The 17,243-nt window shown below is 59.3% G+C and carries 17 protein-coding genes and 1 pseudogene; 5 read left to right on the top strand and 13 right to left on the bottom strand.

All coding sequences use genetic code 11. The annotated features are described in order from the left end of the window. Positions 1 to 46: 46 nt before the first annotated feature. The gene (locus AB6803_RS27820) at positions 47 to 1,126 is read right to left on the bottom strand and encodes an ABC transporter substrate-binding protein (protein ID WP_371112001.1); all 1,080 of its coding nucleotides are present in this window, start codon (positions 1,124 to 1,126) and stop codon (positions 47 to 49) included. A gap of 176 nt (positions 1,127 to 1,302) precedes the next feature. Here AB6803_RS27820 and AB6803_RS27815 point away from each other — a divergent pair, with 176 nt between their 5' ends. Continuing rightward, positions 1,303 to 2,106 carry a methyltransferase domain-containing protein gene (locus tag AB6803_RS27815; protein WP_371111931.1) on the top strand — a complete coding sequence of 268 codons (804 nt, stop codon included), beginning with the start codon at positions 1,303 to 1,305 and terminating at the stop codon, positions 2,104 to 2,106. Between the two features lie 67 nt (positions 2,107 to 2,173). Here AB6803_RS27815 and AB6803_RS27810 read toward each other — a convergent pair whose 3' ends face one another. From AB6803_RS27810 to AB6803_RS27765, 10 genes are all read right to left on the bottom strand, one after another. Then, positions 2,174 to 2,581 (bottom strand): lysozyme inhibitor LprI family protein, encoded by a 408-nt coding sequence (locus AB6803_RS27810; protein WP_371111930.1) that lies wholly within the window; start codon positions 2,579 to 2,581, stop codon positions 2,174 to 2,176. A 166-nt stretch (positions 2,582 to 2,747) separates the two neighbouring features. Further along, positions 2,748 to 2,909: a hypothetical protein gene (locus tag AB6803_RS27805; RefSeq protein ID WP_371111929.1), complete on the bottom strand. Its 162-nt coding sequence runs from the start codon at positions 2,907 to 2,909 to the stop codon at positions 2,748 to 2,750. Positions 2,910 to 2,997: 88 nt separating this feature from the next. Further along, positions 2,998 to 3,834, bottom strand: coding sequence for a helix-turn-helix domain-containing protein (locus AB6803_RS27800; protein ID WP_371111928.1), 837 nt, complete (start codon positions 3,832 to 3,834; stop codon positions 2,998 to 3,000). Positions 3,835 to 3,891: 57 nt separating this feature from the next. Next, a complete protein-coding gene (locus AB6803_RS27795) occupies positions 3,892 to 4,113 on the bottom strand; it encodes a DUF1127 domain-containing protein (RefSeq protein ID WP_371111927.1) in 222 nt (73 codons plus the stop codon). A 107-nt stretch (positions 4,114 to 4,220) separates the two neighbouring features. Then, complete coding sequence (locus AB6803_RS27790; protein WP_371111926.1) at positions 4,221 to 6,065, bottom strand: methyl-accepting chemotaxis protein; 1,845 nt, start codon at positions 6,063 to 6,065, stop codon at positions 4,221 to 4,223. A 101-nt stretch (positions 6,066 to 6,166) separates the two neighbouring features. Continuing rightward, on the bottom strand, positions 6,167 to 7,165 hold the full coding sequence (locus AB6803_RS27785; RefSeq protein WP_371111925.1) for an ABC transporter permease: 999 nt from the start codon (positions 7,163 to 7,165) through the stop codon (positions 6,167 to 6,169). Positions 7,166 to 7,167: 2 nt separating this feature from the next. Further along, positions 7,168 to 8,190, bottom strand: coding sequence for an ABC transporter permease (locus AB6803_RS27780; RefSeq protein WP_371111924.1), 1,023 nt, complete (start codon positions 8,188 to 8,190; stop codon positions 7,168 to 7,170). Next, on the bottom strand, positions 8,180 to 9,730 hold the full coding sequence (locus tag AB6803_RS27775) for a sugar ABC transporter ATP-binding protein (RefSeq protein ID WP_371111923.1): 1,551 nt from the start codon (positions 9,728 to 9,730) through the stop codon (positions 8,180 to 8,182). The genes AB6803_RS27780 and AB6803_RS27775 overlap by 11 nt, the downstream gene beginning before the upstream one ends. Before the next feature lie 62 nt (positions 9,731 to 9,792). Next, positions 9,793 to 10,797 carry a sugar ABC transporter substrate-binding protein gene (locus AB6803_RS27770; RefSeq protein ID WP_371111922.1) on the bottom strand — a complete coding sequence of 335 codons (1,005 nt, stop codon included), beginning with the start codon at positions 10,795 to 10,797 and terminating at the stop codon, positions 9,793 to 9,795. A 175-nt stretch (positions 10,798 to 10,972) separates the two neighbouring features. Next, positions 10,973 to 11,251 carry a DUF982 domain-containing protein gene (locus tag AB6803_RS27765; RefSeq protein ID WP_371111921.1) on the bottom strand — a complete coding sequence of 93 codons (279 nt, stop codon included), beginning with the start codon at positions 11,249 to 11,251 and terminating at the stop codon, positions 10,973 to 10,975. Positions 11,252 to 11,723: 472 nt separating this feature from the next. Between AB6803_RS27765 and AB6803_RS27760 the strand changes: the two genes are divergently transcribed. The 3 genes from AB6803_RS27760 to AB6803_RS27750 all read left to right on the top strand — a co-directional run bounded on the left by AB6803_RS27760 (position 11,724) and on the right by AB6803_RS27750 (position 14,855). Beyond that, a complete protein-coding gene (locus tag AB6803_RS27760) occupies positions 11,724 to 13,061 on the top strand; it encodes an MFS transporter (protein WP_371111920.1) in 1,338 nt (445 codons plus the stop codon). A gap of 129 nt (positions 13,062 to 13,190) precedes the next feature. Beyond that, the gene (locus AB6803_RS27755) at positions 13,191 to 13,859 is read left to right on the top strand and encodes a TetR family transcriptional regulator (RefSeq protein ID WP_371111919.1); all 669 of its coding nucleotides are present in this window, start codon (positions 13,191 to 13,193) and stop codon (positions 13,857 to 13,859) included. Positions 13,860 to 13,985: 126 nt separating this feature from the next. Further along, positions 13,986 to 14,855, top strand: a complete 870-nt coding sequence (locus AB6803_RS27750) for a shikimate dehydrogenase (protein ID WP_371111918.1) — start codon at positions 13,986 to 13,988, stop codon at positions 14,853 to 14,855. A gap of 82 nt (positions 14,856 to 14,937) precedes the next feature. Here the strand turns inward: AB6803_RS27750 and AB6803_RS27745 are convergent. Next, a pseudogene (locus AB6803_RS27745) lies at positions 14,938 to 15,838 on the bottom strand (NAD(P)-dependent oxidoreductase); the annotation flags it as partial. A gap of 41 nt (positions 15,839 to 15,879) precedes the next feature. Beyond that, complete coding sequence (locus AB6803_RS27740; protein WP_371111917.1) at positions 15,880 to 16,293, bottom strand: VOC family protein; 414 nt, start codon at positions 16,291 to 16,293, stop codon at positions 15,880 to 15,882. A gap of 97 nt (positions 16,294 to 16,390) precedes the next feature. Between AB6803_RS27740 and AB6803_RS27735 the strand changes: the two genes are divergently transcribed. Then, on the top strand, positions 16,391 to 17,116 hold the full coding sequence (locus AB6803_RS27735; RefSeq protein ID WP_371112000.1) for a LysR family transcriptional regulator: 726 nt from the start codon (positions 16,391 to 16,393) through the stop codon (positions 17,114 to 17,116). Positions 17,117 to 17,243: the final 127 nt, after the last annotated feature.

The following is a 17,243-nucleotide window of genomic DNA, read 5'->3' as shown; positions in this document are numbered from 1 at the left end:
ATCAAACCAAACCTGCGGGCGACAAGTCGCCCGCAGGTTTGTCGGATCAAAGGCTGGCGTTCAGCGATACGAAGTAACCGGAACGGTATGCGACCGGCAGGAAGCGCTCGTGCAGTTCCTTGAACGTCGCTTCTGGATCGAGATCCTTGAACAGGTCCGGATGCAGCCACTTGGCGATCTGCTGGATGGCGACGAACTGATAGGGATTGTTGTAAAACTGATGCCAGATGGCGTGGACATTGCCGGTCTTGACTGCGGTGATGTCGGTAAAGGCCGGGCGGTGCATCAGCTTTTCCAGCTTCGAAGTGGCCAGGGCCTTGTCTGCGCCGGGACCGACGCCGACCCAGTCGCCGCCAGGAACATAAAGTTCCCAGTTCGCGCCGGTAACGATTACCTGGTCCGGGTTGGATGCGATGATCTGCTCCGGATTGACCGTGCCGAATGTCCCGGGAATGATGTCCTTGGCGAGATTGATGCCACCGGCCATTTCGACCATCCGGCCGAAATTCTCGTTGCCGAAGGACATGCAGCAATCATCGCTGTAACCGCCGGCGCGCTCGATGAAGACCATCGGCTTCTTGATGTCTCCAGCCTTGGCAAGCACGTCGGTGACGCGCGCCAGCTGTTCGTCACGGAATTTCACGAATTCCTCGGCGCGTGCCTCCTTGCCGAACAGCTTGCCGATCAGGCGCATGGACGGCGTGGTGTTTTCCATCGCCTTTTCGCGGAAGTCGACATAGACGAGAGGGATGCCCACTTTTGCAAGCTTCTCTATATAGCCGCTTTCTTCCGTCGCCGACTTGGCGTCGATGTTCATGATGATGACATCGGGCTTCAGCGTCACCGCCTGCTCGATGTCGAAGGTGCCGTCCTTCATGCCGCCGAAGGTCGGGATCTTCTTCATCTCCGGATATTTTTCCAGATAGGCGTTGTAGCCGTCGAGATCGGCCTTCTGGAAGTCGTCTCGCCAGCCGATAATGCGCTTGAACGGTGCCTCGGTATCGAGAGCGGCGGTGAAGTAGATCTGCCGCCCTTCGCCGAGAATGACGCGCTCCACCGGAATGCTGACCTGGACGTCGCGGCCTGTAATATCCTTGACCGTGACCTTCTCACCGGCGATAGCCATGCCGGATAAAAGGGCGAACACGAGCGTGGCGACCGAAGCCACCTTGTTGACGTTGAACACTTGTCTCTCCTGAGCGATAAATTCGGACGCGATTTATGTTTTTATGACTTTTACAGTCAAGAATTATCTTTTAGAAGCTTTCTATGCTTGGTTGTTCTCTTGGAAAGAAATAGGAAATGCAGACACTTAACCTGCGCTCCAATCACGATTTGCGCGATGAGATAAAGGCCTATTGGTCGATCCGGGCCGAGACCTTCGACAGCCAGCCGGGCCATGAGATCTTTTCGGAGGAGGAACGTGCAGCATGGCAGGCGCTGCTGCGGCGCCATCTCGGTGACGGTGCGGGCCAGGCGGCCCTCGACCTTGCCTGCGGCACGGCGGTCGTCTCCCATCTGCTCGATGACCTCGGCTACAGGGTGACAGGCATGGACTGGGCGGAACCGATGCTGGAGCGGGCGCGCGCCAAGGCGAAGGCACGGGGCCGCTCGATCCGCTTCCTGATGGGGGATGCCGAAAACACCATGGAGCCGGATGGCGCTTATGATGTGGTCATCAACCGGCATCTGGTCTGGACGCTGGTTGATCCGCTCGCCGCCTTCAAGGAATGGCATCGTGTGTTGAAGCCAGGTGGGAAACTGCTGGTCATCGATGGCGACTTCGTCAGTACCACCCTTGTCGCGAAGATTACCGGTAGGCTTGCGGCCCTTATGGCATGTCTTCGTGGTCGAAATGCCCGGCCACAGAACGGGCCGGGTGCGGCACTTGCCGAAACCCACCGCAGCATTCTCTCCCGCGTCTATTTTTCCGAAGGCGCGCGCGCCGAAGCGGTGGCCGACCTCCTGAAGGCTGCCGGCTTTTCATCCGTGATTATCGATATGGACATGGGCGCCATCCACCGGACACAGCGCAAGAACTTTGATTTCCTGAAAGGGCTAGAGCGCGCCGCGCAGCACCGCTACGCTATCTGTGCCGGCAAATAGGGCGGGTTTGATCTGCTATCTCTGATTTTCGATCGCGGTCGTTTGAAATTTTCTGCCGGACCGCATCTCAATTGGCTGATGGGACCGGACAGTCCAGGTCCCCATCGCCGCACTTCAGATATCCTTTGAGATCTTCGATACGGCCCCGTGTCATGTTGTTGAGGCAGGAGCTGGAGATGAACGGATATACGGTGCCGCCCGTGACTTTAGAGCTTGAGAAATTGCATTCGGCGTCGCGATAGCCGACCCAGGCTTTCTGCGTCGATACCAATAATTTTTTGGTATCGGCGTCGTCCTTCAACCGCGCCTCGATCTGCTTATAGAGCACATTCAACTCGGCGTCCGATTTCGCATAGGCTTTGCCAGTGCAAATATTCATGTCGGTTTGGGTCGTGAGGTCGCCACAATTTTGCTCAGCAAGCGCAAAGGTGGGCGTTGCCAAAATCAGCGCAGCAGCAAAGGCTGTAATTCTCATTCGTATTCCCCCCCCCACTTATGTCGATAGCAAACGATATTTCACTTGCGCCGAATACATAGAACCATCTTTCGGTTGCAAGGATCGCTGCCTCTTCCGCAAATGTCGGTCGAACCAGAAATAATGGCATCCGCCGCGACAGAGGCAATGTCGCGGCAGATGATTTTCAACCTTTACCGTCTGTGGTCGCGCTTATTGCCGCTTCCGCTTCGTTGAGCGCCTGGGCGCATTCCTCGCAGCAGACCTCGACAGTCTTGCCGCCGAGCTTGACGTTGATTGTCTCGGCATCGAGTTCGCAGTCGCAGGCAGCACAAGTACGTTGAGACATGTCAGTTCCTCCGTTTGATGTCCCCGGCTTGGGGATGCTGGGAGGAAACCATTTTACCGGCACTGCCGCTGTCGGATTCTTTAGCGATCTATCGCGCCCGCAAATGAGCAAGCCGCTGGAATTCGGCGGGCGTACGGTCATAGGCCTGCTTGAAGGCGGCGCTGAAATGGCTGTGGCTCGAAAAGCCGAGATCCAGGCCAAGGGCGGTCAGGTCGTCATATTCGCCGAGGAGGTCGAGCGCCCGCGCCAGCCTCAGACGCAGCTGGTAGCGGTAGAGCGGAATGCCTTCGACCTGCTGGAAGACCTGGGTGAGATAAACCGGGGAGACGCCGACATCGTGGGCGATGTCGGCCAGGGTCCAGCGGCGAGCAAGATCCGAAGACAATACGAGTTTCGCCCGATCGACCAGTTTTTGCCGTCCGGTCGTCGCACCGGCGGCGTGCGAGGTACGCTCGCCGAGCGAACGCCGCACCAAAGTCAGGGCGAGCGTTTCCGCCTCGAGCGTCTCGGCGGCGCCGCGTTTGAGGCTGTGCCGCAGCAGGGCGACCAACGCCTGCGCGCGTGGGTCGATCCGCCGGCGCTGGCGACGGAAGATCAATGCGTCCGCCGTCTGCGCCTGATCTTTCGGGGTCAGTTCGTCGAGCAATGCCTCGTCGATCGAGACATCGATACAGGCATCGCCACCCTCGATCGGGTGGCTGATCTGGTATTCCTGCTCTCGGTTGAAAAACAGGACCTGGTTTGCCTCGGCCACAACATCCTTGCGCCCGACATGGCGCATGAAGACGCCGCGATAGGGATAAACAAGGCTGGTCGAACGCGCACATTCCTCGGCGCTTTTATGCCGGCATGCCCCATCGCAGACGACATCTCTTATCGTGACGGTCTTCGTCCCGAGCAAAAGGTCGATTGAAAAACCTGACATGGCCTATTCCGATATCATCCGCGCGCAAGCCTCTCGGCTGGTTGTATCCTAGCACAGTTATCTGTAGCGCGTGTAGATGTGCTCGTGACTATAGGCTTGACCGCGCGACAGGCCTATGTCCTTTAACTGGTCATCGGATAGTTCAAGCAAGGCATTTCGATTGCTTCGTGCCTTCAGTTTTGCGGCAATCCGCATTGCTATGGCCAACAGCCATCGCAATGCCGGGTAGGTTTCTCGTCCTGTCCGGCGAAAAGATATCTGGGTCGTCGTCGTGGTCATTGTCGTCTCCATCGAGCTTGTTTCGATGAGACGAGTTGACCATTTGCCGGAAATTTCCGCTGTCGGATTCTTTAGCGATTATTCGGGCGAAATTCTGCCTGTGCGGGTCAGGCTGCCCGTCTTGTCCGACGGTCGTCCTGCGTCGCACCTTCGATGCGGAATTGTTGCAGCAGGTTCATCAGAATATCGGCTTCCTCGGCCAATCCGCGGCTGGCTTGCGTCGTTTCTTCGACCATCGCGGCATTCTTCTGGGTCATCTGATCCATCGCATTGACGGTACCGTTGACTTCCTGCAGGGCAGTTGCCTGATCCCGGCTGCCTGTCGCGATGGTCTCGACGTGTTTGCTGATCGCGACGATTTCCTGGCTGATGGAGGCAAGCATGCCGCCGGTTTTCTGTACCAGCTCTGAGCCGGCGGTGACTTCCTGTGTCGATTTTTCGATGAGGCCCTTGATCTCGCGCGCCGCCATGGCCGAGCGCTGCGCCAGCTCGCGCACTTCCTGTGCAACGACGGCAAAGCCCTTGCCCGCATCTCCGGCACGGGCAGCTTCAATGCCGGCGTTCAGCGCCAGCAGGTTCGTCTGGAAGGCGATGTCGTCGATCACCTCGATGATCTGTTCGATCTGTCGGGACGCCTGTTCGATGCGGTTCATGGCGGCGACCGCATCGCCGACGACTGCATCCGAGCTGTCGGCCGTTTTCTTGGTAAGCGCTACGGCATTGTTCGCCTCACGGGCGCGTTCGGCCGAAGAGCGGACCGTAACGGTGATTTCCTCCACGGCGGCGGCGGTCTCTTCCAGATTGGCTGCCTGCGCCTCGGTGCGTTTGGAGAGTTCGCCGGCCGACGACCGCATCGCGTTGCTGTTGTGATGGATTGTCGTCGCGCTGTTGCGGATGCGGGACAGGGTGTCCTGCAGGCGAACAAGCGAGGCGTTGAAATCGATGCGAAGCTGCTCAAGGCGCCCCACGAACGGGGTCTCGATCGTCTGGGATACATCTCCTTGTGCCAGACGGCCGAGGCCGACTGCGATCTGGTTGACCGCAAATTCGATCTGGTCGTCGAGCGTGCGCTTATCGGTATCGTTGCGGCTGCGTTCGGCTTCGGCAAGGGCACGCTGGTCGGCTGCCTGGGTTTCCAGATCGCGGCGCGCGCGAGCACTGTCGCGGAAGGCTTCCAGCGCGCGGCCGATCTCGCCGAATTCATTCTTCTTCTCGACGCAGGGAATGCTGCCGCCAAGATTGCCCGCTGAGATCGTATGGACCGTCGTCGTCAAGGCTTGCAGCGGTCTTATCGTACGGCGGATCGCAAAGAAGGCGAAGAGGCCGACGAACGCCATCACAGCGCCCCCAGCAGTCAGGACGAGAAGCTGCAGATTGTTCAGTCGCGCGTAATAGACCTCCATCGGAATGCCGATGAACAGAATGCCGATATTGGCGCCGGCGGCATTCTTGACGGGGAAGTAGCCGGTCATAAAATTGCGGCCGAAAAGCTGGGCCGGACCGTAATAGGCCTCGCCCCTGGCAAGCACGGGCTGGGCGGGATGATCGGCGGCCAGCTTCGTTCCGACGGCGCGGCTGCCATCCTGCTTCTTCACATTGGTGGACACGCGAACATAGTCGCTGTCCTGCTTTTCGAAGATCGTTGCCACGCCCGCGATCGACTGTGCCGCCCGGTCGACAAGGTCGTGATCGCTGAAGGCCGGAATTTTTTCCTCGGTGACGGAGGCAAGCTCGGTATCCTTGAGCGCGATCTTCGCGCCATCGTCACCAGCAGCGTATAGGATCGCCATCGCGCGGCTCGCATCCCGGGCGTCGGCCACCGCGCTGTCCATCACGTCACGGCTGAGGTTGTAGTAGGTCACCGCAACGATTGCGGCCGTGCTGACGGCGAGCAGACCGAGGGTGATCGCAACGACCTGGCGCACGATGGATGTCGATAGAAAACGCAGCATGAATATCTCCGGTGATATAACCGGAGCCAGACTAAGCGGAAGTCATTAAGATTCTGGCCAATGCTCGGAGTTTGGGGCAGGCAGGCATGGGCGGCGGCTATTCACGCGCCGCCGGCCCTCTTGTTGACGAAGCTGAAGGCGAGCACGGCAAAGATCAGTACGCCGGTGCCGACCTGCTGCCAGTAGAAATTCAGACCTGTGAGAAGCAGGCCGTTGGCGACGATGCTGAGCAGAAGTACGCCGAGCACGGTCCCCGCGACATTCGGCCGGCCGAGCGGCGAAAGTGTCGTGCCGATGAAGGTCGCGCCGATGGCGTTGAGGAGAAAGGCGTTGCCGGAGAAGGGGATATAGACCGTGACCGTTGCCGTCAGGATTAGGCCGGCAATGGCGGCGATCAGGCCGACGAGAATGAAAGTCACGGCAACGTGGCTCCGCAGCCTGATGCCGGAATAGCGTACGACGCTTGCCTGAATGCCGATCGACAGCACCACGCGGCCGAAGCGGGTGCGGGCAAAGAGCATGGCGGCGGCGGAAATGATGATAATCGCGATGATCAGCGGCACTGGAATGCCGGCAATCGCGCCGTGGCCGAGAAAACGGAAAGCTTCCGGTACGCCGGTTGGCGGCAGGTAGACCGGATTGCCGCCATTCGTCAGCAATTGCTGGATACTGCGGCCGATGAAGAGCGTGCCGAGGGTCGCGAGGAACGGCGACACGCCGATCCCAGAGATCAGAACGGCGTTGAAGGCACCGACCGCGGCGCCAGCTGCCAGGCCCGCCAGCGCGGCAAGTGCCACCGGCTGGCCGGCAAGCACCAGCGAGACGAAGGCGAAGCTCGCGAAATCCACTGCCGTTCCGACTGAAAGGTCGATCCCGCCGGAAGAGACGGCAAAGGTCATGGCGATTGAGACGATAGCAAGCAGCGTGAAGTTGTTGACGAGAATGCTTTGCAGATTGCCCGGTGTCAGGAAGGTCGGTGTCGCGGCCGAGAAGATTGCGAAGACGAACAGCAGCGCCAGGATCAGGCCATATCGCGTCAGCACGGCGACCGCGCGGCGCGGCCATGCCGGAGATGGGGTGGCGGAGTTCGAAAGCGACATGGTCAGATTTCCCGTTTACGCAACAAGGTCGTTGCCGAAACGACGATCAGGATGAGAAGGCCCTGAATGCCGTTGACCAGCGTGCTTGGAAGATTGAGAAGCTGGAAGCCATTGACGAGGAAGCCGACGAGCAGGGTAGAGAGCAGTGCGCCAGCGATTGTCGGGACCAGCCGTCGTGAAAAGACCGAGCCGAGCAAAGCGGCGGCCACGACTGGCAACAGCATTTCGCCGGAGCCGGTGGTGCTGCCGCTGAGATAGGACACGGAAAGAATGCCGGCGATACCGCCGCAAAGGCCGCTGGCGAGAAAGGCGCCTGCAAGCAGGCGCTTGAGCGGCAGGCCGGCGGCACGCGCCGCGTCCGGAAACTCTCCCACGGCATAAAGCCGGAGGCCGAGCGGCGTATATTGCACGATCGCTGTCACGATTGCGGTAAAGCCGAGGAGCACATAGGCGAGGACCGGAATGCCGAAACTGTCGGATGCCGAGAGCAGCGTCAGGAAATCGGTGGATGCCGGCAGCACTGTATTCTGCGTCAGCACCAGTTCGAGGCCTGCGACGATATTCATCACGGCGAGCGTGGCGAGCAGCGGCACGATACCGGCAAGCACGACGGCAGCGGCATTGACGGCGCCGATCGCAAGGCCGGTCAGCAATGTGCCGGCAATCGCCACAGCATCGCCATAACCGAGCTGCGTCAGCGTCGCATAGACGGCCGCACTGAGACCCATATTGGCGGCGAGCGACAGATCGATGCCGCCGGTGACGACATTGGCGCCGCCGGCAATGAGCACGATGGTCAGTCCGATCGCCAGCACGCCGGAAATGGCGGACTGGCCGAGTACATTGCCGATATTGCCGATGCTGAGGAAATAGGGTGCAGTCAGCGAGAAGACGATAAGGATCAGCGCAAAGGTTATCAGCGAGCCAAAACGCAGGGCGGTTGCCGCGATATTGCCGCCTGTCCGGCCCGTCGTCTTGGCGGCCTCAAAGCCTGCAACGGGAGCGTATTGAATGTCAGCCGACATGGCGCAAGCCTCCCGAGGCGCCAGACGATTCCGCCAGCACCTCATCCGTTGTGGTTTCCGACGAGACGAATTCTCGAGTCACGCGGCCGCGGAAGAGCACGAGAATACGATCGGTGATGCCGATCAGTTCGGGCAGGTCCGAGGACAGCACGATGATGCCCGCGCCGCGGGCGGCGAGTTCGCCGATCAGCGTATAGATCTCCACCTTGGAGCCGATATCGACGCCAACAGTTGGCTCATCGAGCAGGTAGATTTCCGAATGCCGGCTCAGCCATTTGGCGATCGCCACTTTCTGCTGGTTGCCGCCGGAGAGCGTGCGCACCAGCGCTTCGCGTCCGGCTGCCTTGATTTGAAGGCGCTTGATGAGATCGTCGGTGTCGCGGCGTTCGCGCTTGCGATCGAGGAAGCCGAAGCGCGTGTAGCGGGCAAGGCTTGATAGCGTGATGTTTTCGGAGACGCTCAGATCAAGCGCGACGCCATGGCCACGCCGGTCTTCCGGCACCAGGGCGATCTGCCGTTCCACAGCCTCCGTCGGGCTGACGCCGCGTGCCGGTTTGCCGGCGACCGCGATATGGCCGGAGGAGGGTTTCTCCAGGCCGAAAAGCGTGCGGACGAGATCCTTGGCGCCGGAGCCGAGCAGGCCGGTGATGCCGAGCACCTCACCGCGACGAAGGGTGAAATTGATATCGGTGAAACGGTTCTGTGCCGTCAGTCCCTCGACCTTGAGGATCTGCTCGCCAAGTTCGATCTGGCGCTTCGGAAACATGTCGGCAATGTCGCGCTCGACCATCAATCGTGCGATGGCCGCAGCCGACGTCTCGGCAATCGGCAGCGAGGCGACGTCAAGGCCGTTGCGCATGACGGTCACATGGTCGCACAGCGCTTCGATCTCGTTGAGATAATGCGAGATATAGATGATGGTCACGCCTTCGTCGCGCAGGCGCCGGATCAGCCGGAAGAGGATATCGGCCTCGCGCCGGATCAGCGCCGCCGTCGGCTCGTCGAAAACCAGAACCTTCGGCTGGTTCAGGAGGGCGCGGGTGATCTGCACGATTTGCTTTTCGGCCGTGGACAGCTCGCTGATCAGGGCCTTGTTCGGCAGGTTGACGCCGAAATAGTTGGCGAGCAGATCGCCCGCGCGTCGCTGCATGCGACGGCGATCGAGAAAGGGCGTGCGGCCGATGCGTGGTTCGCCACCAAGGAAGAGTGCTTCCCCGACAGTGAAGGTCGGCACCAGCAACCGGTCCTGATGAATGAAATGGATATCGAGTGCTTCGGCGAGATGCGGCGTCAGGTGATCGAAAGATTGCCCCTCGACTTCGATCCGGCCTTCATCCGGCCTGTGCAGGCCGGCGAGCAGCTTGATCAGCGTCGATTTGCCGGCGCCGTTCTGGCCGACGAGACCATGGACGGTGCCGCGGCGCACGGCAAGCGAGGCGCCGGCCAGCGCCTGGGCGCCGCCGAAATGTTTGATGACGTGATCGAAGCGAATAACATGGTCATCCGACTGTGGTGGCGCCGAAGGCGATGATGCCGTCATTGGAAGACTCCGATGGAATCATGGTGATGCGGCCGCCAGCGGCCGCATCACCAAAGGAAAAATCAACCGATGCCGAGTTTCTTGACGACTTCGGCGACGTTGGCTTTGTTGGCCAGAAGCGCCGACACATAGGTCTCACGCGGCAAGGTCTGGCCGGCCAGAAGCTTGGCGACATTGCGGATCGCCGTTCGGCCGATCTCGGCCGGCTGTTGTGCCGCATCGGCACCCGCCGGCGAATTCGGATCGGCAACCAATTGGAGCACTTCCGGGCTTCCATCGACACCATAGGTACGGATTTCGGTGCGGCCGGCGGCGGCAATCGCTTGCGTTGCGCCAAGCTGCGGAATGTCCCAAGCGGACCAGATCGCCTTGATTGAACCCTTCTCAGGATATTTGTTCAATAGTGCCGTGATCTGGGTGAAAGCGTCCTGGACGGTGTTCGGGATCACGTCGCGCAGTTCCGGCTGGATGATCTTCACCTTCGGGAAATACTTGATGACGTTGACGAGCTGGTCGTAGCGGATCGCGCAGGGCGTGACGCCATAAAAGCCGTTGAAGGCGAGGATATTGCCTTCGCCGCCGATGTCGGACACCAGCTGCAGGGCGAGATCCTTGCCGATGCCCCAATTGTCGGAGGTCGTATTGTTGATCGAGTTGGTCGAGCCGACATCCACGGTCAGCACCGGAATGCCAGCATCGCGGGCCTTCTTCAGCCAGGGATCGATAACGCTGAGCGTGCCGAGGATCTGCACGATCGCATCGGGCTTCTGGGCGATGAGCGTCTGCAACTGCGAAACCAGCTTGCCGTCATTGCGGCCGGCATCGACGGCGATCGGCTCGCCGCCGAGGCGTTTGACCTCGGCGATCTGGGCATTGTAGGCCTGAAGGTCGAAATAGTGGTCGGTGCCGGTCGCGCTGATGGCGATGCGCTTGCCCTTCAGCGACAGGCCATCGTCGGCTGCCGCCTGGCTGGCAAAAAGGCCTGCGCCGGCAAATGTCGCGCCGGTAACGGCTGCGAGCTTCAGGATTTCCCTGCGGCCAAAGCCGAAGCGATCTTGTTCTGTCATGGAATGTCCTCTCCGTGTCTTATACCCCACAAAATATATGGATTTATAGGGTTTGAGAGGAACAGCATTCCAAAAGAGGGCGCTCGAAAGAAAAGTTCTCTGATCAAGGGCAATGTCGCTGCAACAACAAAATTCCAAGCCGCCAAATTTCCGAGAGAAGCGGAATGGCGGCGAACTATTCCGGATAAGCAGACGCAACCACTGAAATATGCGAAATTCTCTCCTCGTTGGCGGCACGGATCAGGGCTTCCCTGACTGCTTCCGGAGGAACGACATTGTGCAAGGCGTCCAGACAGGTTCTGACTGCCACGACGTATTCTTCACCATCATCGCTCGGCCAATCCGAAATCAGCGTTACCGCAGCATCTCGGACCGATTTGATGACCCTGTATTTTTCTCTGCCACGCACGAGGAGCCTCAGCGCGGGAAACTGATGCGAAGTGTGCCATTTCATAACGCATGGTCTCCGGATCGTTAGAACATTGGTAACTAAGCAAGAACTGTTCCAGCCAAGTCGCTGCGCAAGAATGATTTGGCAGCCGACATCTACTGACGAAAGACGGTCAAGCGCATTGCTGATGATCGGTGAGGAATGGGCCACGCACATCAGTGTGGAGACCGAGGTTCGACATCTTTGACGAAGCACAACCGCCGATATACAGCCTATGATAAAAATCTTTGACTTAAATACTACACTTCTGGATGCATTTGAAGCTCTATTCGACAGGTTGCCATAGCGGCTACCCAAAGCCGCAAAATGAGAGTTTACAATACGAACTAGTTCGTACATTATTGCGATGGGAGCTTGGGAGGGGTGCCGTCTGGCCGGTCGTGCGTTGGAGGGCCGGCGTCATATCAATCCTTCCATTCACCGTCGGCTGGCTTGGCGCGACGGTTTATCCAATAGTCCATTGGGAGGAGACGTCATGCAGACATCAACGGGAATAAGGACACCGAAGCGCGCAGCGCTTGCAAGCTGGCTGGGCAGCGCGGTGGAATATTACGACTTTTTTATTTACGGCACCGCGGCGGCCCTGATCTTTCCGAAGATCTTCTTTTCGTCCGCGGATCCGCAAGCAGCCGCTATGGCATCGTTCGCGACTTTCGGCGTTGCCTATATAGCGCGGCCGTTCGGCGCGGTCATCCTGGGTCATATCGGCGACAAGTTCGGCCGTAAGAAGGTTCTGACCTTCACGCTGCTGCTGATGGGCTTTTCGACCTTCATCATCGGGTGTTTGCCGACTTACGATCATGTCGGTGTCCTCGCTCCGATCCTCCTTGTCCTCGCACGATTGCTGCAGGGGATTTCGGCTGCTGGAGAGCAGGCCGGCGCGAACTCGATGACGCTCGAACACGCGCCCGAGCATCGACGAGCATTTTTCACCAGTTTCACACTCAGCGGCACGCAGACCGGCCTCATCCTTGCGACCTTGGTGTTCATACCGATCTCCAGGCTGTCGGAAGAAGACCTTCTGGCGTGGGGGTGGCGCATCCCGTTCTTCCTGAGCATTGTCGTCGTTTTCGTCGGCTTCTGGGTGCGCCGGACGCTTGCGGAAACGCCGGTCTTCGTTGAGGAAGCCAAGAAGGGCGAGGTGGAAGGCGTGCCGCTGATAACGCTGTTCAGCAATTACTGGATGGATGTGGTTCGTATCATCTTTGCCGCGCTGATCTCCGTTGTCAGCACGATCTTCAGCGTTTTCACGCTGTCTTATGCCGTTAATACCATGCACATTGATCGATCGCTGATGCTGACGGTGCTCGTTCTTGCGAACATTGCCGCGCTGGTGGCAATTCCTCTCTGGGCGCTGCTGGCGGACCGGATCGGCCGCAAGCCGGTCTTTATCTTCGGGGCCCTGGGTTGCGCCGTTCTGATCTGGCCTTACATCTGGGCGATCAGCCAGGGCGAGCTGACGCTGATCTTCGTCCTCGGCATCCTGCTGTCCGGGATCATCTATAGCGCCTCTAACGGCGTATGGCCGGCGCTTTATGGCGAAATGTTCGATACGCGTGTGCGCCTGTCGGGCATGGCGATCGGCACGCAGATCGGCTTCGCTCTTGGTGGTTTCGCACCGACCATCAGCGCGGCGCTGCTGGGCACAGGCCCGACCGGCTGGATGCCGGTTGCTGCCTTCACCTCGATCACGGCCGTGATCGCCGCGATTTCCGCCGCCACGGCATCGGAGACCTTCAAGATCCCGATGGCGCAGCTTGGCAGGCAGAAGAAGCAGGTCCTGCCGGCACCGGCAGGCAAGCAATCCATCTGACGACAGAACTATTGGCGCCGTTATCATTGCGATGACGGCGCCCGTTCGGGCATGCCTTATTTGACTGGTTGCCAATGCTGGGGATACTCGTGTGAATGGTTCGATTCCACCCCTTGAGACGAGTTCAGCATGCGCAAGACCCAATCGGTGAAAACTGAAAGCCGGTCCAGAAAAAACGATCCCGACGCCACCAAGGAAAACATTCTTCGCATAGCGTCTGAAGAGTTCGTTGCCTCTGGATTTGCGGGCGCGCGCGTCGACGAGATCGCCGAGCGCACGAAGACCTCGAAGCGGATGATCTACTACTATTTCGGCGGCAAGGAAGGGCTCTATCTTGCGGTTCTGGAGCAGGCCTATACCAAGATCCGCAGCTTGGAGGGCGCGCTCGATCTGCAAAACATGCCACCCGTGCAGGCGATGCGGAAACTGATCGAAAGCACCTTCGACCATGACGATCAAAACCCAGATTTCGTCAGGCTCGTCAGTGTCGAAAACATCCACCGCGCCGAGAATATGAAACGCTCGAGCGTTCTGTCCGAGATGAATATCGTCGTCATCGACATCATCTCCGATATCTTGCGGCGCGGCTATGAGGACGGCAGTTTCCTGCGGAAGGTTGATCCCATCGATCTGCATATGATGATTAGCGCCCAATGCTTCTTTCGTGTTTCGAATCGCTATACGTTCGGCGCCATCTTCAATCGTGACCTCACCGAAGAGGGTACAAAAACGCGCCATAAATCCATGATTTGCGACGCCATCATCGCCTTTCTGAAAACACCCGGAACTGGCGAATAGGACCTCCTTTCTCCTGGGTAGTGCGCTCACTTTGACGTGTCTCGCATTGACAATACGAACTAGTTCGTACATTTTTCAACATCATCATTTTGCTGATGATGCCTGGGAGAGAGTTGGAGGATAGTCGTGTCGGAAGTACTTATCGCACCGCAGGTGCTGCATGTTGGCCTCATTGGATCGGGTATCGGCGGGTCGCTTTCGCCGGCCATGCATATGCAGGAAGGCGCGCGTCTCGGGCTGGACTATACTTACGACATCATCGACCTGCAGCAACTCGGCTGCACCGTGTCGGATCTCCCCAAACTCATCGAAAATGCCGAGAAAAGCGGTTTTGCCGGGCTCAATATCACCCATCCCTGCAAGCAGGCCGCGGTCACGCTTGTGGACGAGCTGTCTGCGGACGCCGCCGTGCTGCGCTCGATCAATACGGTCGTCTTTCGAAACGGGCGCCGGTTCGGACACAATACCGACTGGTGGGGCTTTGCCGAGAGCTTCCGACGTGGGTTGCCGGGCGTCTCTCTTGAACGTGTCGTCCAGCTTGGCGCCGGCGGGGCGGGCGTTGCCGTCGCGCATGCCGTTGCCGGCATGGGCGCAAAGTCCATCGAGATTTATGATCTCGATCAGGCAAAGGTCCGCACGCTGATTTCGCAAATTCAATCGGCGCATCCGCATTGCGTCTTCGTCGCGGGCAAGGATCTGCCCGCCGCGCTGCGGGAGGCGACGGGGCTGGTTCACGCCACCCCGACCGGCATGCTCGGCCATCCCGGTTTGCCGCTCGACGAGACGCTGATCGATACGCGCTTCTGGGTCGCCGATATCGTCTATTTCCCGCTTGAGACCGAGCTCGTCAAAGCCGCCAAAAGCAAGGGGTGCCGGGTATTGGATGGCGGCGGCATGGCTGTTTTCCAGGCCGTCGGCGCCTTTGAGCTGTTCACCGGCAGGAAGGCGGATTCGAGCCGCATGATCGCGCATTTCAAATCGCTGCAAGCGCGATAGACTGTCGGAACTTAAGCTGCACGTTATAGTCGGCAGCGGATGGCAGGCCCCGCCATCTTCCCGGTGGGCTATGCTCCATATCCCTGGCGATATCGATGGTCCGCGAGATCGCATGTGTCTTGCGGTGAGCTCGTATATTGTCCACGAGAATCCGGCTTGCCGATTGCAGGTCGATTGGCGTGGAAATATGCGGCGGGATGGTAATGTCCGAATGATCCCACAGGCGAGATTCCTCGGGCAGCGGCTCCTGGTCGAAGACATCGAGCACGGCATGGCTAAGGCGCCCCGCACCCAGATGCGCTATCAGCGCGGAGACGGCGACAATCCGGCTGCGCGCGAAATTGATAAGCGAGGCCCTATCCTTGATTCAGGCGAGCCGGTCGGCCTTCAGAAGGCCGAGCGTGTCTGTGGTGAGCGGCAACAGGCAGACGACGATATCCAATTGGGACAGGAGCTGCTGTAGATATTCATCGCCGTGAAGACATTCGATGCCGTCAATCGACTTCGGTGACCTGCTCCAGCCGCAAACGACAAAGCCGGCCCGGTTAAGCCGATCCGCTGCGGCAGTCGCGAGCGCGCCCAGACCAAGGAGCCCGACCTTGACGGTAGGGGCGGTAGACTTGCCGCTGCCATAGCCTTGCCGATTGCTGCCGGCGATAGAGCGGCATGTCCCGCTGCAGATAATAGGTCCAGGCGCGTACGGCTTCCGCCATGGCACGCGACAGCTCTGGATCGACCAGCCGCAGGATCGGTGGCGCGCTATCGCCCAGTTCCGACACTAGCCTCTCCACGCCGGCCCAGAGGCTGTGGAGCCAGACGAGCCCGGGGCAGCGCTGCGACCTCGGCAGAGTCGGGGTTCGCCACGTGGCTATTGCGACGGCCTGCCGCTCCTCGCCGCTCATGTCGCGAAAGGACAGGGTGCGCTCCCCAGCTAGAAGGGCGGAGATCTGATCCCGCCATTCCGCTTCCTCTGTCGTGTCCAGGCGCGTCACGACCCCAATTGGCTAGCTCATCGCGAGGGTTCCTACTGCGCGAAAACGCTGTCGAAGTCCTTGAAGCCCTTGACCTCGATTGGATTTCCGCTCGGATCGAAAAAGAACATGGTCCGCTGCTCGCCGGGCTGTCCTTCGAAGCGGACGACCGGTGGTATGTCGAAGGTAGTGCCCGCCTTTTCAAGCCGATCAGCCAGCGCGAACCACTCTTCCAGCGGAAGAACGACGCCGAGATGCGGCATCATTACCATATGATCGCCAACCTTTCCGGTACGGGTCACTTCAAAAGGCCTTCCGAGATGCACCGAGATCTGATGGCCGAAGAAATCGAAGTCCACCCAGGTATCGGTGCTGCGGCCTTCCTTGTTGCCAAGAACGCCGCCATAGAAAGCACGCGCCTCATCCAGGTCGGTCACATGATAGGCGAGGTGAAAAAGGGATTTCATCGGAGTCTCCTGCATCTGATTGACCCTTCAATAGGGCGGTCATAAGAAAAGAAAAACTACTTTTTCCTATCTCACAGCATAAGAATATCTATTCGACATCCGCTCCCTCGAAAGCCTGATCGCCGTTGTCGAAACCGGCTCGATTGCCGGTGCCGCGCGATCCGAAAAACTGACGCCGGCCGCCATCAGCCAGCGGATCCGGGCGCTGGAGATCAGCTTGAACTGCATCTTGCTGACGCGCGCCTGGCTCATCCTGCAGGAGGCCGGTTGTCTGAAGGACGATATCGCGGGTGGAGAACTGGCCGGAGAGCTGAAGATCGGCGCGATCTCGACCATGCTGACGGGCCTGCCGCCCTTCGCCGTCGGCGAGACGGTCCGGTTGGCTCAGCTGCTCAAACTGCTGCTGGCGCCGCGAGCATCACACGTCCTGTTCGAACAGCTGTTAGCCGGCGAACTCAACTTCGCCATCCTCGTGGAGCCGCCCTTTGCCTTGCCGAAATCTATCGTTGGTCACGTGCTGCGCGAGGAACCTCTGCGCTATCTGACTCAGGCGGAACTCGCCGGCTCGGACATCATCAAACACATCACAACCGCGCCCTTCATCCGCTACGATCCGTCCTCCTGGGGAGGACGCCTGGTGTCACGCTACTTGGAAGCCTCGAAACTGACCCCTGATGTTCTCTGTGATCTCGATGCGTTTGCGACCATAGCCATACTGGTCTCTCAAGGCCTCGGCAACGCATTGGTGCCGGCATGGCCAGGGCTGGAGGCGAAGGGGCTGAATGTTGTGCTTCGCGCCCTCCAATGCAGCCTATGTGCGTAGGATCATGCTCGTATACCCCGCCATTCCGGTCCGGCCCGAGGCGGTACTCCTACTAGGACGCGGACTCATTAGCTGAAGCGATCCATATCCTCGTTGCGGCGAGTTTGAGGCCGGCAAGGTAGTTGTC

Source organism: Rhizobium sp. RCC_161_2, from assembly GCF_041355235.1.
Classification (GTDB): Bacteria; Pseudomonadota; Alphaproteobacteria; order Rhizobiales; family Rhizobiaceae; genus Rhizobium.
Note: the sequence above shows the minus strand (reverse complement) of the source record. Positions and strands in the feature narration are given on the sequence as shown.